General features: G+C 61.6%; 14 protein-coding genes. 8 read left to right on the top strand and 6 right to left on the bottom strand.

Translation table 11 applies throughout. From position 1 onward, the window contains the following. Positions 1–5: 5 nt before the first annotated feature. Positions 6–1,052, top strand: coding sequence for a carbohydrate ABC transporter permease (locus ACMUVN_RS21105; RefSeq protein WP_176707322.1), 1,047 nt, complete (start codon positions 6–8; stop codon positions 1,050–1,052). Positions 1,053–1,314: 262 nt separating this feature from the next. Here the strand turns inward: ACMUVN_RS21105 and ACMUVN_RS21110 are convergent, their stop codons facing one another. Together ACMUVN_RS21110 and ACMUVN_RS21115 are read right to left on the bottom strand one after the other, a co-directional pair. Beyond that, complete coding sequence (locus ACMUVN_RS21110) at positions 1,315–2,364, bottom strand: LacI family DNA-binding transcriptional regulator (protein WP_414815432.1); 1,050 nt, start codon at positions 2,362–2,364, stop codon at positions 1,315–1,317. 102 nt (positions 2,365–2,466) lie between these two features. After that, positions 2,467–3,099 (bottom strand): TetR/AcrR family transcriptional regulator, encoded by a 633-nt coding sequence (locus tag ACMUVN_RS21115; RefSeq protein ID WP_029868247.1) that lies wholly within the window; start codon positions 3,097–3,099, stop codon positions 2,467–2,469. Positions 3,100–3,212: 113 nt separating this feature from the next. Here ACMUVN_RS21115 and ACMUVN_RS21120 point away from each other — a divergent pair, with 113 nt between their 5' ends. The 5 genes from ACMUVN_RS21120 (at position 3,213) to ACMUVN_RS21140 (ending at position 11,284) form a co-directional block, all read left to right on the top strand. After that, positions 3,213–4,286 (top strand): efflux RND transporter periplasmic adaptor subunit, encoded by a 1,074-nt coding sequence (locus tag ACMUVN_RS21120; protein ID WP_029868246.1) that lies wholly within the window; start codon positions 3,213–3,215, stop codon positions 4,284–4,286. Then, positions 4,283–5,368: an efflux RND transporter periplasmic adaptor subunit gene (locus tag ACMUVN_RS21125; RefSeq protein WP_029868245.1), complete on the top strand. Its 1,086-nt coding sequence runs from the start codon at positions 4,283–4,285 to the stop codon at positions 5,366–5,368. The genes ACMUVN_RS21120 and ACMUVN_RS21125 overlap by 4 nt, the downstream gene beginning before the upstream one ends. Continuing rightward, a complete protein-coding gene (locus ACMUVN_RS21130; protein ID WP_063473554.1) occupies positions 5,365–8,436 on the top strand; it encodes an efflux RND transporter permease subunit in 3,072 nt (1,023 codons plus the stop codon). Before ACMUVN_RS21125 ends, ACMUVN_RS21130 begins: the two co-directional genes overlap by 4 nt. Positions 8,437–8,512: 76 nt before the next feature. Then, positions 8,513–9,682, top strand: a complete 1,170-nt coding sequence (locus ACMUVN_RS21135; protein WP_063473555.1) for an alpha/beta hydrolase — start codon at positions 8,513–8,515, stop codon at positions 9,680–9,682. 150 nt (positions 9,683–9,832) lie between these two features. Beyond that, positions 9,833–11,284 (top strand): NCS1 family nucleobase:cation symporter-1, encoded by a 1,452-nt coding sequence (locus ACMUVN_RS21140; RefSeq protein ID WP_183845424.1) that lies wholly within the window; start codon positions 9,833–9,835, stop codon positions 11,282–11,284. Between the two features lie 66 nt (positions 11,285–11,350). Here ACMUVN_RS21140 and ACMUVN_RS21145 read toward each other — a convergent pair whose 3' ends face one another. After that, positions 11,351–13,234, bottom strand: coding sequence for a methyl-accepting chemotaxis protein (locus ACMUVN_RS21145; RefSeq protein WP_414815433.1), 1,884 nt, complete (start codon positions 13,232–13,234; stop codon positions 11,351–11,353). A 201-nt stretch (positions 13,235–13,435) separates the two neighbouring features. Here ACMUVN_RS21145 and ACMUVN_RS21150 point away from each other — a divergent pair, with 201 nt between their 5' ends. Both ACMUVN_RS21150 and ACMUVN_RS21155 read left to right on the top strand, forming a co-directional pair. Continuing rightward, positions 13,436–14,146, top strand: coding sequence for a DUF4272 domain-containing protein (locus ACMUVN_RS21150; RefSeq protein ID WP_047618871.1), 711 nt, complete (start codon positions 13,436–13,438; stop codon positions 14,144–14,146). Between the two features lie 155 nt (positions 14,147–14,301). After that, the gene (locus ACMUVN_RS21155) at positions 14,302–15,345 is read left to right on the top strand and encodes a magnesium and cobalt transport protein CorA (protein ID WP_047618872.1); all 1,044 of its coding nucleotides are present in this window, start codon (positions 14,302–14,304) and stop codon (positions 15,343–15,345) included. A gap of 55 nt (positions 15,346–15,400) precedes the next feature. Here ACMUVN_RS21155 and ACMUVN_RS21160 read toward each other — a convergent pair whose 3' ends face one another. From ACMUVN_RS21160 to ACMUVN_RS21170, 3 genes are all read right to left on the bottom strand, one after another. Further along, positions 15,401–16,174, bottom strand: a complete 774-nt coding sequence (locus ACMUVN_RS21160) for a phosphotransferase enzyme family protein (protein ID WP_414815434.1) — start codon at positions 16,172–16,174, stop codon at positions 15,401–15,403. Between the two features lie 21 nt (positions 16,175–16,195). After that, positions 16,196–17,077 carry an MBL fold metallo-hydrolase gene (locus tag ACMUVN_RS21165; protein WP_132575008.1) on the bottom strand — a complete coding sequence of 294 codons (882 nt, stop codon included), beginning with the start codon at positions 17,075–17,077 and terminating at the stop codon, positions 16,196–16,198. Between the two features lie 72 nt (positions 17,078–17,149). Continuing rightward, complete coding sequence (locus ACMUVN_RS21170; protein WP_254962694.1) at positions 17,150–17,539, bottom strand: hypothetical protein; 390 nt, start codon at positions 17,537–17,539, stop codon at positions 17,150–17,152. Positions 17,540–17,635: the final 96 nt, after the last annotated feature.

A 17,635-nucleotide genomic window follows, 5' to 3' on the forward strand; every position in this document is an offset into this window, starting at 1 on the left:
GCCGTATGAATCCGATCAGTTTTCTCACGCGCACCCGCCGGGCCGGACGCATCGATATAACCGACATATTGTCATGGGTCTGGCTGATCGGCGGAACCTTCGCGGTGCTGGTTCCCGTCCTCTGGGCGGGCCTCTCCTCGCTGAAGCCGGCGGCCGAAATTACCCGGTTTCCACCGACCCTGCTTCCCCGGGCCGCCGTGGAGCAGACCGTACCCGGCTTCGACAAGCCGCTCAGCCTCTGGCAGGTCACCGTTGACGGCCAACAGCGCGAAATGGCCATGGTTCGGCGCATCGGCCTCAAGGCCCAGATGGTCGACCCCGCAAATCCGGGACAGCCCGTCAGCGTCGACGTGAAGGGGCTGACGCCGGTGCAGAAGCTGACGGTCGCCACGGAAAATTACACCGATCCGCTGACGCGCTTCAACTTCCTGACCTTCCTCAAGAATTCGGTCTTCGTCACCTTCGTCGCAACGCTGCTGACGCTGATCGTCAACGCCATGGCGGCCTTTGCCCTGTCGAAATACAAATTTGCAGGCGACACCGCGGTCTTCGTCATCATCATTTCAACCCTGATGATCCCGCTCGCCGTCGTCATGGTGCCGGCCTATCTCGTTATCGTCGGGGTCGGGCTCGCCGATAATCTCTGGGGCGTCATCCTGCCGACGGTCGCCTCTCCGACCGCCGTCTTCCTGCTGCGGCAATATATGCTGACCATACCCGATGAGCTGATAGAGGCGGCGCGCGTCGATGCGGCGAGCGAATTCTGCATCTTCTGGCGTATCATCCTGCCGCTGACGGCGCCGGCACTGGCGGTGCTGGCGATCTTTTCCGTGCTCTGGCGCTGGAACGATTTCCTCTGGCCGCTCATCGTCCTCAACAGCCGCGAGAATTTCACGCTGCAGGTCGGTCTGAACGCGTTCCAGGGCGAGTTCTCTGTGCAGTGGCATTATATCCTGGCAATGACGTTCCTCAGCCTGCTGCCTGTCACGGTCGTCTTCCTGTTCCTGCAGAAGTACATCACCACAGGCATTGCCGGAACAGGGATGAAGTGAACGGCAAGGCGGGGAGAAAGATCTCCTCGCCCCGTCGGAGAACCCATACTGCGTCTTCCTCCCGACTGAAGCGCGTCGCATTGAACTTGTTTCATGCGGCGCGCTTCGGTCTTTGTTGTGCGAGGCCCCCAAGGCGGCCGGCCATTTTTCGAGCGACACGCACCGTCGCCTAGGCACAGAGGTTCGCACGTGATCGCCTGGATCTCTCCAATTCCGTTTTACGAAAATGCCGGGAATTCAGCCTAGTGCCCGGAACTAGACATTAGCGCGGCGGCGCGACGCTACCCCTCAAGACGAGATGGCATCCGAGCTCCAGGCGATGGGCCGGCCGCTGCGGGTCGTTGGCGATCAGCCGCTGCTCGATGAGCGCCAAAGCGGCGGCGCCGAGCCTGTCGGTGGGAACGCTGATCGTCGAAAGCGGCGGACGGCTGAATTCGCCGGGGACGATGTCGTCGAAGCCGAGGACGGAAATCGCTTCGGGCACATGGATGTCGCGATCGGCCAAGGCCTTCAAACAGCCGAGCGCCAGATTGTCGGCGGCGCAGAAGACGGCCGTCGCTCCTTTCATCGTGGGATCGCGGTCGAGCAGCGCGTTGATGGCAGCCTCGCCGTGCCTCGGCTCATATCCTTCGGCCTCGACGATCATATCCTCCGGCACGGGAAGCTGGGCGGCGAGATAGGCATCGGAAAAGCCGTCATACCGGCGCTGGATCGTGGTGCGGCCCTTCCAGGTCAGGTGTAGGATGCGGCGATGCCCGAGCCCCAGCAGGTGCTCGATGCCGAGCCGCGCGCCGAAACGGTTTTCGGGCGTGACCGTATCGACCAGCATGGCCGGATCTTCACCGTTGACGAGGACGACGGGCATGTCGGGGAAGGCGAGGCTTCGGATCAGTTCCGGCTGATCGTCGTTCAGGACCACGATGCCGTCGGCACGCTCGGCGAGCGCGATCTGCCTGACCTGAGCGCCGTCGATGCGCCGGCCGGTGCTGACGAAAGGCACGATCCTGATGCCGCGGCGCTCGCACTCCCGTCGAAGGCCGTTGAGGATCGTCCAGCTCACCAGGTTGAGATCGCTCTGCGGCGCGGCGTCGTCGGGAATGGCAAGCAGCAGAACGCGCAAGGCCGCGATCGTCGCCTTCTTCCTCCGGCGGTCGAGGTAACCCAGGCGTTTGGCCGAGTCGAGAACCCTCTCGCGCACCTCGATCGTCAGCGGCGCGGTTCCGTTCAGCGCGTGCGAGGCCGTGCTCAGCGACACGTCGGCATCGCGCGCGACATCCTTGAGATTGACTTTGCGTTCCACTTTTTCCGTCACGAATTGAGGCTATGCCTTCGAAGGCATCGCTAACTCGATGTTTTCACATAAAAACTTGAGAAAAGCTATGCGCTTTGCGCGGTATTTTTCGTCATTCTGTGATCAGTGAGGCTTGGCCAGCAGGCCGTGCAGCAGCAGGTCGAAATAGGCCCGCAGGAAGGCCTCCTTGTTGGGGGGCGGCTCGCGGCGGTCGTCGAATATAAGCCTGAGAACCGTCGTCGTCAGGATGGGTGCGACCACGATGTCGGAGAATTCCACCGGAATTGCCCGAAATTCCCCCGACGCCACGCCCTCCAGAATGAGGCCGTCGACCTTGGCGATGATCGGCGCAATGAACTCATCATGGTGGCGGTCGATCAGGTCGGGAAACCGCTGCCCTTCGGATATGACGAGCCGCGTCAATTCGCGGGTCGTGCGATCCTCGGCAATTTGCTCGTAAAGCAGGCCGAGAATGGAAAGCAGCCTGTCGGTAGCGCTGCCGCTGAGGCCCTCGGCCGTCTCCAGCAACTCCTGAAACGGCACGGAGAAATGGTGGATCATCGCTTCGAAAAGCTTCTCCTTCGTCTCGAAGTAGACATAGACCGTGCCTTTGGTGACGTTGACCCTTTCGGCGATGTCTTCCACACGCGTGCCCGAAAAACCGCTTCTGACGAATTCTTCGAAGGCCGCATCCAGGATCTGGATGGGCCGCAGCGCTTTCTGTTCCGCGCGTGTGAGTTTCTTCGGAGTTGCCATTTTTTTCCTTGCCTCCCGTGTCGTGCGCGCCTCGTCCCCTGCGGCACAAAGTTTCATTGACTAATGCGTCAGTCAATTATATAGCAGCTGCCGTTGAGAGCAAGAGGTCAACTATGAGAACCATTCTGGTCGCCACAGCGATCGTATGCGCCATCGGTCTCGGATCATGCAGCGATGCGGGCGGGCCGACTGAGTCCACCCCGCGGCAGGTCACCGTCGTCGTCGCCAAACCCGAGCCGCTGGTTGAGGGCGGTGCGATCACCGGGGAAGTTCGCGCACGTGTCCAGACCGATCTGTCCTTCCGTGTCAGCGGCAAGATCATCGAACGGCTGGTGGAAGTCGGACAGTCCGTGAAGGCGGGGCAGTTGCTGGCGCGGATCGATCCGGAAGAGCAGAAGGCCGAACTGGATGTGGCGGCTGCCAATCTTCAGTCGGCTGAAGCCCAGCAGACCCAGGCACAGCTCGCCTATGACCGCCAGCAGAGCCTATTTCGAACGCAGGTGACGACGCGCGCGGCGCTCGACCAGGCGCAGGAGGCGCTTCTGACCGCGCAGGCATCGACGAAGTCGGCGCAGGCGCTGTTGGAAACGGCTCAGGACACTTTGTCCTACACGGAGCTGAAGGCGGATGCCGACGGGATGATCACCGCCCGCAATGCCGAGGTCGGGCAGGTGGCGCAGGCCGCGCAGGTCGTCTTCACCCTTGCCCATGACGGCGACCGGGATGCCGTCTTCGAGGTGGTCGAAAGCGCGTTCCTACGCCCGATCGACGGCGACGGAACTGTGACCCTTCTGTCGGACCCTTCACAGAAGATCGCGGCGAAGGTGCGCGAGATTTCGCCGACCATCGATTCCTCCACCGGAACCATCAAGGTCAAGGTTGCGATATCGAGCGACGCGCCCATTCCCCTCGGCGCTCCCGTCGTCGGGAGATTCAATTACGTCTCGCAGAACGTCATCCAGCTTCCCTGGTCCGCCATGACGTCCAAGGACGGCAAGCCGGCCGTCTGGATCGTCGATCCCGCATCCTCTGCGGTTTCGGCAAGGGCTGTGGATGTCGCCGGCTACGAGACCGGCAGCTTCATCGTCAAATCAGGCGTGTCGGCGGGTGACGTCGTGGTGACCGACGGGACCAAGTTCCTCAGGCCGGCTGAAATCGTGTCTTATGTCAAGGAAGCTTCCAAGTGAGTATTCGTCCCAAGATAGTCGCCCTGATGATGGGTACGGCCCTGATTTCCTCCTGCACGAAGCAGGAGGAAAGCAAGGAGGATGCGCCCCGTCCCGTGCTGTCGATGACAGTCAAACAGACGTCCGTTTCGAGCCTCAGCCTGACCGGCACGATCGAACCGACGATCGAGACCGAACTCGGCTTCCGGATTCTCGGGCGGATGATCGCCCGCAATGTCAATGTCGGGGATATCGTCAAGCGGGGCGACGTCGTCGCCGCCATCGATCCGCTGGCGCTGGAGCTTGCCGTGCGTAACGCACAGTCGGACGTGGAGAACAGCGACGCCCAGCTCAGAAACGCGGTGACCACGGAGCAGCGCCAGCGGGCGCTGGTGGAGTCGCGTTCCGGCACGGAAGCCTCGCTCGAAGAGGCCGAGCAGGCGAGACGGACGGCCGCGGCCGCCGTCGCCAAGGCGCAGGCCAACCTCGACAAGGCCAAGGAGCAGCTCGGCTACGCGCAGCTTCAGGCGGAATTCGATGGCGTGGTGACGGCGACCTCGGCCGAGGTCGGACAGGTCGTCTCGGCCGGCCAGACGGTCGTGACCATCGCCCGGCCGGACAGGCGCGACGCCGTGGTCGATGTGCCACAGGCAGCCGCCCAGAAACTGAAAATCGGCGCGCCTTTCGAAGTGACGCTGCAGCTCGATCCGACCATCCGCACATCCGGGGTGGTGCGCGAGATCGCGCCGGAGGCGGAGACCGCCACCCGCACGAGCAGAACCAAGATCGCGCTCAGCGATCCGCCTGAAACTTTCAGGCTCGGCTCCGTCATCTCGGCCTCGGCAACCATTGCCGCCGATCCGCAGATCGTTCTGCCTTCCTCTGCCATCCTTGTCGGCAGCGACGGCCCGAGCGTCTGGATCGTCGACGCGCCGGCCAAAAAGGTATCGCTGCGCCGCGTGACGATCGACGGCGACGTCGAAGACGGCGGTACCGTCCGCGTCACCGAAGGGATCGCCGCTGGAGAACGGGTGGTCGTGGCAGGCGTGCATAAACTTGAAGATGGCCAGACCATCAGGATCGACCAGGAGATCAGCCAGTGAAGTCCTTCAACCTTTCCGACTGGGCGCTCGAACACCGTTCGCTCGTCTGGTACTTCATGATCGTCTTCATTCTCGCAGGCACCTTCTCTTATCTGAACCTCGGCCGCGAGGAAGACCCGAACTTCACGATCAAGACGATGGTGATCACCGCCCAGTGGCCCGGCGCCTCCGCCGAAGAGGTGACGCGGCAGGTGACCGACAGGATCGAGAAAAAGCTCCAGGAACTGGAATCGCTCGACTACACCAAGAGCGAGACCGTTGCCGGCCAGACGACCGTCTTCGTCGAACTGCTGCCGACGACCAAGGCCAGGGATGTCGCACCGACCTGGCTGCGCATCCGCAACATGATCGCCGACATCAAGGGCGATTTCCCGAGCGGGGTCGTCGGTCCCTTCTTCAATGATCGCTTCGGCGACGTGTTCGGCAATATCTACGCCTTCACGAGCGACGGACTGACCCAGCGGCAGCTTCGCGATCTCGTCGAAAATGCCCGCTCCGAGGTTCTGACCGTGCCCAACGTCGGCAAGGTCGATGTGATCGGCGCTCAGGACGAGGCGATCTATCTGGAGTTCTCCACGCGCCAGATCGCAGCACTCGGCATCGACCAGCAGTCGGTCATCCAGACCCTGCAGGCGCAGAATGCCGTCACCCAGTCCGGCTTCGTCGATGCCGGGCCGGAGCGCATCGCCCTGCGGGTGAGCGGACAGTTCACTTCCGAGGAAAGCCTCCGGACGATCAACCTCAGGATCAACGACCGCTTCTTCCCGTTGACCGATGTCGCCACGATCAAACGCGGCTACGTCGATCCGCCCTCGTCGCTGTTCCGGTTCAAGGGCCAGCCCGCCATCGGGCTTGCCATCGGCATGAAGCAGGGCGCCAATCTCCTGGAATTCGGCGAGGCGCTGGACGCACAGATGAAGCGCGTCGTCGCCGATCTTCCGATCGGCGTGGACGTCCACCGCGTTTCCGACCAGCCTGCCGTCGTCGACGAAGCGGTGTCCGGCTTTACCCGCGCACTCTTCGAAGCAATCGTCATCGTGCTCGTCATCAGCTTCATCAGTCTCGGTCTTCGCGCCGGCATGGTGGTGGCGATCTCCATACCTCTCGTGCTCGCCATCACCTTCGTGGTGATGGAATATTCCGGCATTTCGCTTCAGCGTATCTCGCTCGGCGCGCTCATCATCGCGCTCGGACTGCTCGTTGATGACGCGATGATCGCCGTCGAGATGATGGTTGCCCGCCTGGAGGCGGGCGACGATCTCAGGAAAGCCGCCACCTACGTCTACACGTCGACCGCCTTTCCGATGCTGACGGGAACGCTCGTCACCGTCGCGGGCTTCATTCCGGTTGGTCTCAACAGCAGCGCCGCCGGCGAATTCACCTTCACGCTGTTCGTGGTCATCGCGGTGTCGCTGATCGTTTCCTGGGTGGTGGCGGTGTTGTTTACTCCGCTTCTCGGCGTCACGATCCTGCCGAAGACCATGAAGTCGCATCATGAGAAGAAGGGGCGCTTCGCCTCGATCTTCTCCTGGCTTCTGGGGCTGGCGATGCGCTGGCGCTGGGTCACCATCATCCTCACGGTCGGCGTCTTCGGCCTTTCGGTCGGCGGCATGGGGCTGGTGCAGCAGCAGTTCTTCCCGAACTCGGACAGAACCGAGCTCGTGATCGACTGGAATCTTCCCCACAACAGCTCGATCGCCGAGACCAACAGGCAGATGGCCAAGTTCGAAAAGGAGATGCTGGCCGACAATAAGGATATCGATCACTGGACGACCTATGTCGGCCAGGGTGCGCCCCGCTTCATCCTGTCTTTCGACGTGCAGACACCCGATGTCACCTTCGGACAGACGATCATCGTCACGAAAGGGCTCGAGGTGCGCGACAAGGTGCGGGCGGAGCTGCAGGACTATCTGACAAAAACCTTCCCCGGCACCGACGCCTTCGTGAAGCTTCTCGACATCGGCCCGCCGGTGGGCAAGCCGGTTCAGTACCGGATCAGCGGCCCCGATATTCAAAAGGTTCGCGACATCTCGCAGCAATTTGCCGGCGTCGTCGGCTCGCATCCGCTGCTGTCGAACATGGTCCTGGACTGGAACGAGCCGTCCCGCGTGGTGAAGGTCGACGTGCTGCAGGACAAGGCGCGCCAGCTCGGCGTTTCCTCGGAGGATATTGCCACCGCCCTCAACGGCATCGTCGAAGGCTCGACGGCAACGCAGGTCCGCGACGATATCTATCTGGTCAACGTCATCGGGCGAGCCAGGGCATCCGAACGGGACTCCATCCAGACGCTGCAGAACCTGCAGCTTTCCACCTCCAACGGCAAGGTCGTGCCTCTTTCGGCCGTGGCGAACTTCCGCTACGAACTCGAGCAGCCGACGATCTGGCGTCGTGACCGGCAACCCACCATCACGCTCAAGGCTGCCGTCATCGGTTCGACACAGCCGGCCACCATCGTCGACCAGCTGAAGCCGAAGGTCGAGGAGTTCCAGAAGAACCTTCCGGTGGGATACAAGGTGGAAGTGGGTGGCGCGGTCGAATCCAGCGCGGAAGCCCAAGGGCCGATCGCTGCGGTCGCTCCGCTGATGCTCTTTACGATGGCGACGATCCTGATGATCCAGCTGCAGAGCTTCAGCCGTCTCTTCCTGGTGTTCGCCGTCGCGCCGACGGCCCTGATCGGCGTGGTCGCAGCACTCTTGCTAAGCAACGCCCCCATGGGCTTCGTCGCGATCCTCGGCGTGCTGGCGCTGATCGGCATCCTGATCCGCAACTCGGTTATCCTGGTCGTCCAGATCGAGCATCTGCGCAGCGAAGGAATGGCGCCATGGAAGGCGGTCATCGAAGCCACCGAACACCGCATGCGGCCGATCATGCTGACGGCCGCCGCCGCCACCCTCGCGCTGATCCCGATCTCGCGCGAAATCTTCTGGGGGCCGATGGCCTACGCCATGATGGGCGGCATCGTCGTCGGCACCGCGCTCACCCTGCTGTTCCTGCCTGCGCTCTATGTCGCCTGGTTCCGGATCCCGCGCGATGAAGACGTCCAGGCCGACGCCGTTGCAGAAGCATGAGCACGCGTGTCCCCGAATATCGCATGCGGCCGCCAGGGCGGCCGCTGCATCTCCTGGTCTCCGAGGGGACGGCTCGATGACGGAACTGCGTTTGAAATGGCTTCCGAAGGGCGCGCCGGCGATGCTGGCCACGATCGGTCTGGCAGTGCTCGCCGGTTGCGCCACGAGGCCCTCGCCAGAGGTCTTGAACCCGGTCCATCTGGCGGGTCATCGCGATGAAGCCTCTCATGCGGATGACGTCGCACCGGATCGCGTGAGCGTTCTTGCCGCGACCAACAGAACTCCCGACAGTGTGCGGGGCGGCTTCGGCAGTGCATGGGCTGACAATCTCACCTACGAGCAGTACGCATTTTCGGTCCCTTCCGGCAGGAAGAATACCGCCATCACTTACCCCAGCGCAAAACCGGATCCCGAACGCCAATTTGCGGTCGTCGAGCGCAAGCAGCTGCCGAAGGACGCCTTCGTGCACCAGGCGCTCGCCTCCGTGCAACCCGACGGCACCGTCGGCATCTTCGTGCATGGCTACAACTACAGCTACCAGGAGGCGCTCTATCGCACCGCCCAGATCGCCGCGGACGCCAACATTCCGGGTGCACCGATCCTGTTTTCCTGGCCCTCGGCTGCGGCCGTTGCCGGCTATGTCGCCGACCGGGATGCGGCGCTCTCCTCGCGCAGCGACCTCGATGCCCTCGTCAGATCGCTTTCGGCTTCCGGGAAGGTGAAACGCATCATTCTTTTCGGCCACAGCATGGGCGGGTTCCTGGTCATGGAAACGGTGCGTCAGCTCAAGCTGGAACATCGCGATGACGTCATCGCCAAGCTGGCGGTAATCCTGGCCGCCCCTGACATCGACGTCGATGTCTTCCGATCCCAGCTGAAGGATATCGGGCGCATGCCGCTCCCGATATCCCTTCTCGTCTCGAAGGACGACCGGGCGCTCGTGGCTTCGAGCTTCATTGCGGGGGAGCGGCCGCGCGTCGGGCGCCTCGATATCGACGATCCCGTCATCGAGGAGGCTGCCTTGAAGGAAAGGCTTCGGGTCATCGACATCACTTCGATCCAGGCCTCCGACGGGCTGGGGCATGACCGCTATGCATCGCTCGCCAAGTTCGGCGCGCAGCTCGCCTCCTTCGAAAGCGGGCGGCGTTCGACCGCCGGTGATGTTGGTGCCTATGTCTTCGATGCCGCCGGCGCCGCGGTGGCAAGTCCGTTTCGCCTGGCCGGACGTGTCGTCGGCGCGCAATGAATGGACTGAAGCAAGAGCCGGCGGCGATGGCTAATCCTCAGGCATCGCCAAGAGATGTGTACAATGTGACTATCAAATTGTCAGATGCCCAAATGAAGAGCAGACTTCCGCCTGTGGTCAAATTGACCTCGAGGATATGGGAGGGCATTCATGAGCGTACGAAATCCGTCTCCCTCGTTGTATAACGAGGATCTTGCACCCGCCGAGGAGCGCAAATGGGGTGCATTCAGCATCTTCAATGTCTGGACATCTGATGTCCACAGCCTGTGGGGCTATTATCTGGCGGCGAGCCTGTTCCTGCTGTGCGGCAGCTTCGTCAATTTCGTCATCGCCATCGGCATCGGATCCCTCGTCATCTTCTTTCTGATGAGCCTGGTCGGCAATGCCGGCGTGCGTACCGGCGTACCCTTTCCGGTTCTGGCGCGCGCCTCCTTCGGCACATTCGGGGCGAATGTTCCGGCACTGGTCCGCGCGGTGGTCGCCTGCTTCTGGTATGGGGCGCAAACCGCGGCCGCGTCCGGCGCTATCGTCGCCTTGCTGATCCGCAACGAAAGCCTGCTCGCCTTCCATCAGAACAGCCACCTGCTCGGCCACTCGACCCTCGAAGTCATCTGCTACGTCATCGTCTGGGGTTTGCAATTACTGATCATCCAGCGGGGGATGGAAACGGTTCGCAAATTCCAGGATTGGGCCGGTCCCGCCGTCTGGATCATGATGCTGATCCTCGCAGTCTATCTGGTCGTCAAATCCGGCACCTTCTCTTTCGGTTCCGAAATCCCGCGCGAAGTGCTGATCGAGAAGACCAAGGATGCCGGCGTGCCGGGTGAACCCGGCTCGATCGCGGCGCTTGCCGCCGTGGCGGCCACCTGGATCACCTATTTCGCGGCGCTCTACCTGAACTTCTGCGATTTCTCGCGCTATGCCACGAGCGAAAAGGCGCTGCGGAAAGGCAACCTCTGGGGGCTGCCGATCAATCTCCTGGCGTTCTGCCTCGTCGCGGGTGTTACGACCACGGCCGCCTTCACAGTCTATGGCGAGGTCTTGCTACATCCCGAAATGATATCGGCGAAATTCGACAGCTGGTTCCTGGCGCTGCTTGCGGCGCTGACATTTGCGATCGCAACGCTCGGCATCAACGTCGTCGCGAACTTCGTGTCGCCGGCCTTCGACTTCGCCAATGTCTTCCCGCGGCAGATCAACTTCAAACGCGGGGGATATATCGCCGCCCTGATCGCTCTCGTGCTTTACCCGTTTGCTCCCTGGGAGACGGGTGCGGCGCATTTCGTCAATTTCATCGGATCGACGATGGGGCCGATCTTCGGCATCATGATGGTGGACTATTACCTTATCCGGAAAAGCCAGCTGAATGTTGAGGCGCTCTACCATGAGAATGGCGAGTTCCGGTTCCAGAGCGGATGGCACGGCAGCGCCTTCGTCGCATTTGCCGTGGGGGCGCTGTTCTCCTCGATCCTGCCGACCTTCACGTCCATCCTTCCGGACTGGTGGGGCACCTACGGCTGGTTCTTCGGCGTCGCCATCGGCGGGGCGATCTATTTCGTGTTGAGAATGGGCGCGCGCCGCAATCCCGCCTTCGCGTCATGACCGAATGAAAAGGCGCCCGGCAATTGCCGGGCGCCTTTCATATCCGATTTCCTGCCGCCATGTGTTTTAGCGGCGTGCGGCGACCGCATGCATGGTTGAACGGGCAGAGGGCTGCCCCATCGTTCTGGCCGTCGAGCGAAGGGCTGCGGACTGGCTGGAGGCCCCATCGTCGAGCCTGAACTGGGCGATAAGTTCGCGAAGCTTCTGGGCTTGCTGCGCCAGCGAATCGGATGCCGCCGTCGACTGTTGCACCATGGTCGCATTCTGTTGCGTCGTCTGGTCCATCCGGTTGACCGCAACATTGACTTCGCTCAGCCCGATGGACTGTTCCTTCGCAGAGGTGGCGATCGAATCCATATGGTGATTGATCTGGGTGATGAAGCCGCCAATGGTCTTCAGGGCCTGGCCGGTATCGCGCACCAGCTTGACGCCGCTTTCCACTTCCTTCGAGGAGTTCTGGATCAGGCCCTTGATTTCCTTGGCAGCGCTTGCCGAGCGCTGTGCGAGTTCGCGCACTTCCTGGGCGACCACGGCAAAGCCCTTACCGGCCTCGCCGGCTCTTGCCGCTTCGACGCCGGCATTGAGCGCCAGAAGGTTGGTTTGGAAGGCGATTTCGTCGATGACGCTGATGATGTTGGAAATCTGCTGCGACGAGGTCTCGATCCGCTCCATCGCCTCTTCGGCGTGGGAGACCACTTCCGCGGAGACCCCGGCACTGCGATTTGCCTCCGTGGCGACCGTACGCGTCTCCTCGGTTCGCTTGCTGGAGTTCGATACGTTTGCCGTGATCTCTTCCAGCGCTGCCGCCGTCTCTTCGAGCGAGGCCGCCTGCTGTTCCGTACGCTTCGAAAGATCGCTCGCCCCTGAGGAGATTTCCCGCGTGCCTTCGTCGATCGTGCCGATGCTTTCGGAAATTGCTCTCAGCGTCGCGCCAAGCTGGTTGACGGACTGGTTGAAGTCATGGCGCAGCGCCTCGAAGTCGGGGGCGAAGGCCTCGTTGAGCTGGAAGGCGAGGTCGCCTGCGGCCAGTCGCTTCAAACCGGCGGCGAGACCCGAGGTGGCGATGCGCAGCCGCTCCGAGGCGTCGGCTTCCGCCTGCTGCTGAGCGGCAATGCGATCGCCTTCCGCCCTGTTGCGGCTTTCCTCGGCTTCCGTTTCCATGCGCTTGTTCGTGATCGCGGCCTGGCGGAAGATCTCCACCGCGCCCGCCATCGATCCGATTTCGTCGGCGCGGTCGGCAAACGGAATCTTCGAAGCGGTGTCTCCCTCGGCCAGCCGCCGCATCGCGGCGGTGATGCCGGTAATCGGGTTGGCGATGCCGGTCAGCACGAAGGCGACGGCGCCGAGAACGAGCAGTCCTGCAACGCCGATTGTGGCAAGCAGGTAGAATTCTATGGAGTCGAAGGTTTCCTTGCTGAGTTCGGCAGCCTTGTTGCTGCCGCTGACGTCCAATTCGACCAGGGTCGTGGTGGCTTCCTTGAGCTTGTCCGAATAGGAGCGCATCTCCCCGCCCAGATATTGCCCGGCTTCTTCGGTCTTGTTGGCGCGGGAAAGGGCGAGCAACTGCGAGCTGCTGGCGATGTAGCCTCCAACGCTCTCTTTGATCGTCTTGATCAGGTCGCGCTCGTGCTCGGATGAAGCCAGCGAAAGATAGGCGTCCACCGATTTGCCGACGGTATCCTCGGCGACTTTGATGGCCTCTTCGCGGGTTTTCTTTTCCGCATCCGATTGCGCGATGATGTGATCACGATAGGCAAGGCGCAAATTGGTCATGGCGAGATTGATCGCCTGCGAAGCCTGCACGCTCGGCAGCCAATGGGCAGCAATTTCTTCAGTGGAGCCGTTCGTCTTTCGAAGGCCGTCGACCGCGAGATAGGCGACAAGGCCGAAAAGAAGAGCTATGCCGCTGAAAATCAACAGCAAACTCGATTTTATGTTTGGACGACGCATTGAAAGTCCCCATCGAAGGTCCGGCCTCATACCGGTTTGGCTGACAACTTTTGTATCGAAAAAAATTTAACGATTTGTTCCGGGATGTAAAAAAGCCGTTTACCAGTTTTCCGGAATATCGCCGCTGCCTTCGGTCTCGGGATCCCGCTCAGACTGGAAAATGGCTATCCATTCGTCGTCGGCGATGCTGGGAGCCAGATAATGATGAAGCGCATTTTTTCCGCCTTTCTCGCACTGATCCTGCCGGTGCAGGCAGCCGTTTCGCAACCCGCTGACGAGGCGGGAGCGCGTAAAGCCCGGTCTATCGCCCAGCTTCGATCGGAAGGCGTTCCGACCATCGATCATCTGCCGACCATCGAGCCCGAAAACGAGGGCACCCGCCGCAATACCAAGGCTGTCGTTCAGCGCACGATCGCCCTTGCAATCGTTGCCGTCAAAGGCGAGACCGGCGACCACGCAATGGGTCAGGCTCTCATCCGCCAGTTTAACGCCGCAAGTTTTTTCACCCCGAAGGAACAGGCGTTCATGGACGATCCGGATCCCTCGGATCAGGAGCGGACGAATTTCGCCTGGCGGTACGAGGGTGTCCACGTCATGCTGTGGGCGCTCGGAATCTCGCCGGACCTCGAGCGTCCAGACCATATTTGCGATGTGCCATTCATTGCGAACACGCTTCGCGAACTGGGGACGGAAGGGCTCATGCGGCGTGCCAGGCTGCGCCCGCAGAAAGAGCTGCTCGACGCCGCCGACCTTGTCTACCGTTACGATTGGGCCGCCGTGAACGCGCGGCTGAAGGGCGAAGAGCCACCCGCCGGATTGGATAAGGGCGTGGTTTACGAACGGCATTACGCCCTCAACTGGCTGACCGGTTACATGGATCAGGACTGGGACGATATATCCACGGACACATGATGCGGCCCGGGTCCGGCCACGAAAAGCGCCTAGTCAGCCGCCACCGAGGCGGATGATGCATGTTTTGCCAAATAGCATTATGATCGGCTGCGCGCCCGGCCGGCGGACGAGTTGGCCGCGGATATGTGATGCGCGGGGATGGGAGGGTGGCAGGATTGGAACAGCTGAAGGATCTGGACAGTATTCCCAAGCGGGGAGGGAGCGGTTCTGCATCGCCGCCGTTTGAACGGCCCGGCGTCGTGGCTGCCGCCGTTTACCAGCATGGGCAACGCATTCGGGACATCAGGATCGAAGAGGCCGGCGAATGGCGAGGCCGGGAGAATGCCATCGTCTGGATCGGCCTGCACGAGCCGGATGAAGTGCTGCTGCACCAGGTTCAGGCCGAGTTCAATCTCCATCCGCTGGCGATCGAGGACGCAGCACAGCCCCACCAGCGCCCGAAACTGGAGATCTATGGGGACGCGATGTTCATCGTCGCCCGGACTGCGCATATGAAGGATGACGAAATCGTCTTCGGCGAAACGCATCTGTTCGTCGGTCGCGGCTATGTCGTCTCCGTTCGCCACGGAGACTCGTCCTCGTACCTTGCGGTGCGGCAGCGATGCGAGGCCACGCCCACGGCGCTTGCCCACGGCGAAAATTACATTCTCTATTCCATCCTCGATTTCATCGTCGACAATTACATGCCGGTGATCGAGGTCGTGCAGGAGGAGGTTGAGAAGCTCGAGGATCTGGTGCTACGCGAACAGCTGGCAAAATCCGACATCGAGCGGCTTTACCTGTTGCGGCGTAAGCTGCTGCGGCTGCGCAACGCCGTGGTCCCGCTGGTAGACGTCTGTCGGCGCTACGAGCATATCGATCTTCCCGGCATGGATCCGACGCTCCAGTCGCTGTTTCGCGATGTAACGGATCACGTGCGCCGGGTCCAGGAGGATATCGACGCGCTGCGCGAGGTCCTCGCTTTCGCCTTCGAGGCCAGCGTGATGATTGGCCAGACGGAGCAGACGGCGATTGCCCGCCAGCTCGCCGCCTGGGCGGCGATTCTCGCCGTCCCCACCGCAATCGCCGGCATCTACGGGATGAATTTCAGCGATATGCCGGAACTGAAATTCCAGTATGGCTATTTCGTCGTGCTAGCCGTCATCGCCTTCTTGTGTCTGTTCCTCTTCACTTTCTTCCGTCGGAGGAAATGGCTCTAGATATGTGGGCGCTGCGGACACGCGGCAGACGGGACGTCTGCATTGGCGAGGCGCGTCAGCACAGCGCCTTCAGCAGTCGATCCCGATGGTTTCCGATATAGTCGATATCGCTGAGATAAAGCCGGGCGTCTCCTGCATTCACGTCCTCGACGAATGTCTCATCTCCGGTTGAGGCGCTCGCCAGCATGAAATCGACGAGCGCCTGAAGGCGCCGGCAGATCGTTTCGGGGAGCTGGAGCCGTTCCTCCGCCGTCGCCCCATAGGCCATGCAGAAGATGTCCGCCCGCCGCAGTTGTTCGTCGAGGTCGAATGGCACATGCGGATTGGCGGGATCGGAGAGCGGCGCCCAGCGATAAACCGAATAGGCCAGATCCCATAGGCGCGGCGCAGGATGGGCGGCGTCGAAATCGATGATCCCGACAGCCTCATGCTCTGCCGTGGCGACATTATAGGGCGCATAATCTCCGTGGCATATGATCTCGCACGGCTCTTGCGGCGGCAGCATCCATGTCTGGACCTCGCGATCCCTCTGCAGAAACCCTTGAGATGCCGAATGAAAATCGCGCAGGAGCCGGGCTGCGGAAACCAGCATGCGCTCCGATCCGACAAACGGATCGTTCAAGTCTTCGCAGACACGCCCGGCGACATAGCTGACGACTTCCTGATTTTCGCCGGTTATCTCAATGGGATCAGGTGCTCCCGCAAAGCCTCTGCTCCTCAGATGGCGTAAAAACCGATGCACCGTCGACGTCCATGCGCCCGATGGTCGGATGACGGTATCGCCGTCACGCCAGATCTGCGCGGTTCGCCCGCCCTCCAATGGCTTCACTTCGCGATCTCCAAAGATATTCTACGCGGATTTCAGTCTTTCGATATGGGCCTGAACCGTCGCGCCGAGGTTTGTCTCATGACAGCTCCGGTAGAACGTGACCGTGTCGGAAGGCATTCCGTCGGGGATGGGGACGAAGTCTTCCAGCCGCAGGCCGCTTGAGCTGCCGAGTTGCTGATCCGCCAGCCGGCTTTCGCTCAAACTGCCGACACGATCGGCCAGGGCCTGGAAATAGGCCAGGTTCTCATCGACTGCCGAAGGAGAGTACGTGTGGCCGTGCGCAGGGATGACCAGTCTGGCTTTGAGGTCGCGTATGCGCTCGAGCGAGGAACGGATCAGGCGAAGGTCGCCAGCAGCTCTGCTCCAGACTTCGGGAATGGGGTATTCCACCGCGTCGACGGCCAGGCAGGTGCGAAGTTCGGGAATCCATATGGCGATATGGTCGGGCGTATGTCCTGGCGTATGAATGAGCTCCAGCGTCAGATCGCCGCCGTTGAGGGTCATCGAGCCTGAGAAGGTAATATCGGGACCGATGAGGTCGACGTTCCGAAATCGCGATTCCTGGCTCGCCTTGTCGCTGAGGACTTCTCGTGTGGAAGGGTCGCGCAAACGGTCGAGCGCGGCGGCATGCGCGATAATCGGCGCGCGCCCGGCAATGGCGGCATTTCCCCAGAAATGATCCCAATCCATATGCGAATTGACGACGACCAGCGGACGAGCCTCGGCCCTTTCCTCGAGCAGATCCAGCGCCATCCGGCACAGCTCGGGCGTGCCGAGCGTATCGATCAGGACGTTGAATCTCTCGGTCCGGACGAACACGGCATCCACTTCGTCGCCGACCCGGACGATCACGATGCGATCGTCGAGTCCGGGGTAGGAGCGCAATTCCACCGATGCATTCACGTCTGGTCGCCTCTGTTGCAATCGCAGTGATCTCATCCGGATATATCAAATCACGTTCGGACGCCTGCTCTTTCAGGGGGAGGCGGGATCTGTGGCGGCTTTCGTCTGATTTGGTTCCTGCTTCACGGGGACGTGTACGTCCCAGCGTTTCATCACAGAGTTCGGCACGGCGATCGTGCATATCACCATGACGCTCGGTTTCGAGCGGCCAAGACTCTTCGGCGTCCACTGTGTTTCCAGTGGGACCGCACATCGGGGAACCAGCGTCTTCAGATTGGGCTCCAGCACTTCCCATTGCTGATCCCCCCTGGCGTTCTCGTGCGAAATGAAGCGCCTGGCCTCCTCGCGGATTTCGAACAGGCCATGCGTGTGCTCCGTGGAGTGATCGGTCTCGATGCTCCAGGAAGCCAGACCCAAGGCGCAAGCCGACAGGGCTGCGCCAAGTTGTATCGATCGAAGCAATGGTACGTCGTCAGCAGCCAAATGGGTCATCCTCCCGGGAGGCAGAAGACTACCCAAAAACGGCACGAACCTTCAAGGCTTCGCCGCAGTGCGAGC

It is taken from the genome of Rhizobium sp. IY2 (assembly GCF_047532935.1).
Classification (GTDB): Bacteria; Pseudomonadota; Alphaproteobacteria; order Rhizobiales; family Rhizobiaceae; genus Rhizobium; species Rhizobium anhuiense.

Coding starts and splice junctions, on each gene's coding strand:
- ACMUVN_RS21135 (WP_063473555.1), top strand. CDS start 8,513: ATGACGGAACTGCGTTTGAAATGGCTTCCGAAGGGCGCGCCGGCGATG.
- ACMUVN_RS21140 (WP_183845424.1), top strand. CDS start 9,833: ATGAGCGTACGAAATCCGTCTCCCTCGTTGTATAACGAGGATCTTGCA.
- ACMUVN_RS21120 (WP_029868246.1), top strand. CDS start 3,213: ATGAGAACCATTCTGGTCGCCACAGCGATCGTATGCGCCATCGGTCTC.
- ACMUVN_RS21150 (WP_047618871.1), top strand. CDS start 13,436: ATGATGAAGCGCATTTTTTCCGCCTTTCTCGCACTGATCCTGCCGGTG.
- ACMUVN_RS21105 (WP_176707322.1), top strand. CDS start 6: ATGAATCCGATCAGTTTTCTCACGCGCACCCGCCGGGCCGGACGCATC.
- ACMUVN_RS21145 (WP_414815433.1), bottom strand. CDS start 13,234: ATGCGTCGTCCAAACATAAAATCGAGTTTGCTGTTGATTTTCAGCGGC.
- ACMUVN_RS21115 (WP_029868247.1), bottom strand. CDS start 3,099: ATGGCAACTCCGAAGAAACTCACACGCGCGGAACAGAAAGCGCTGCGG.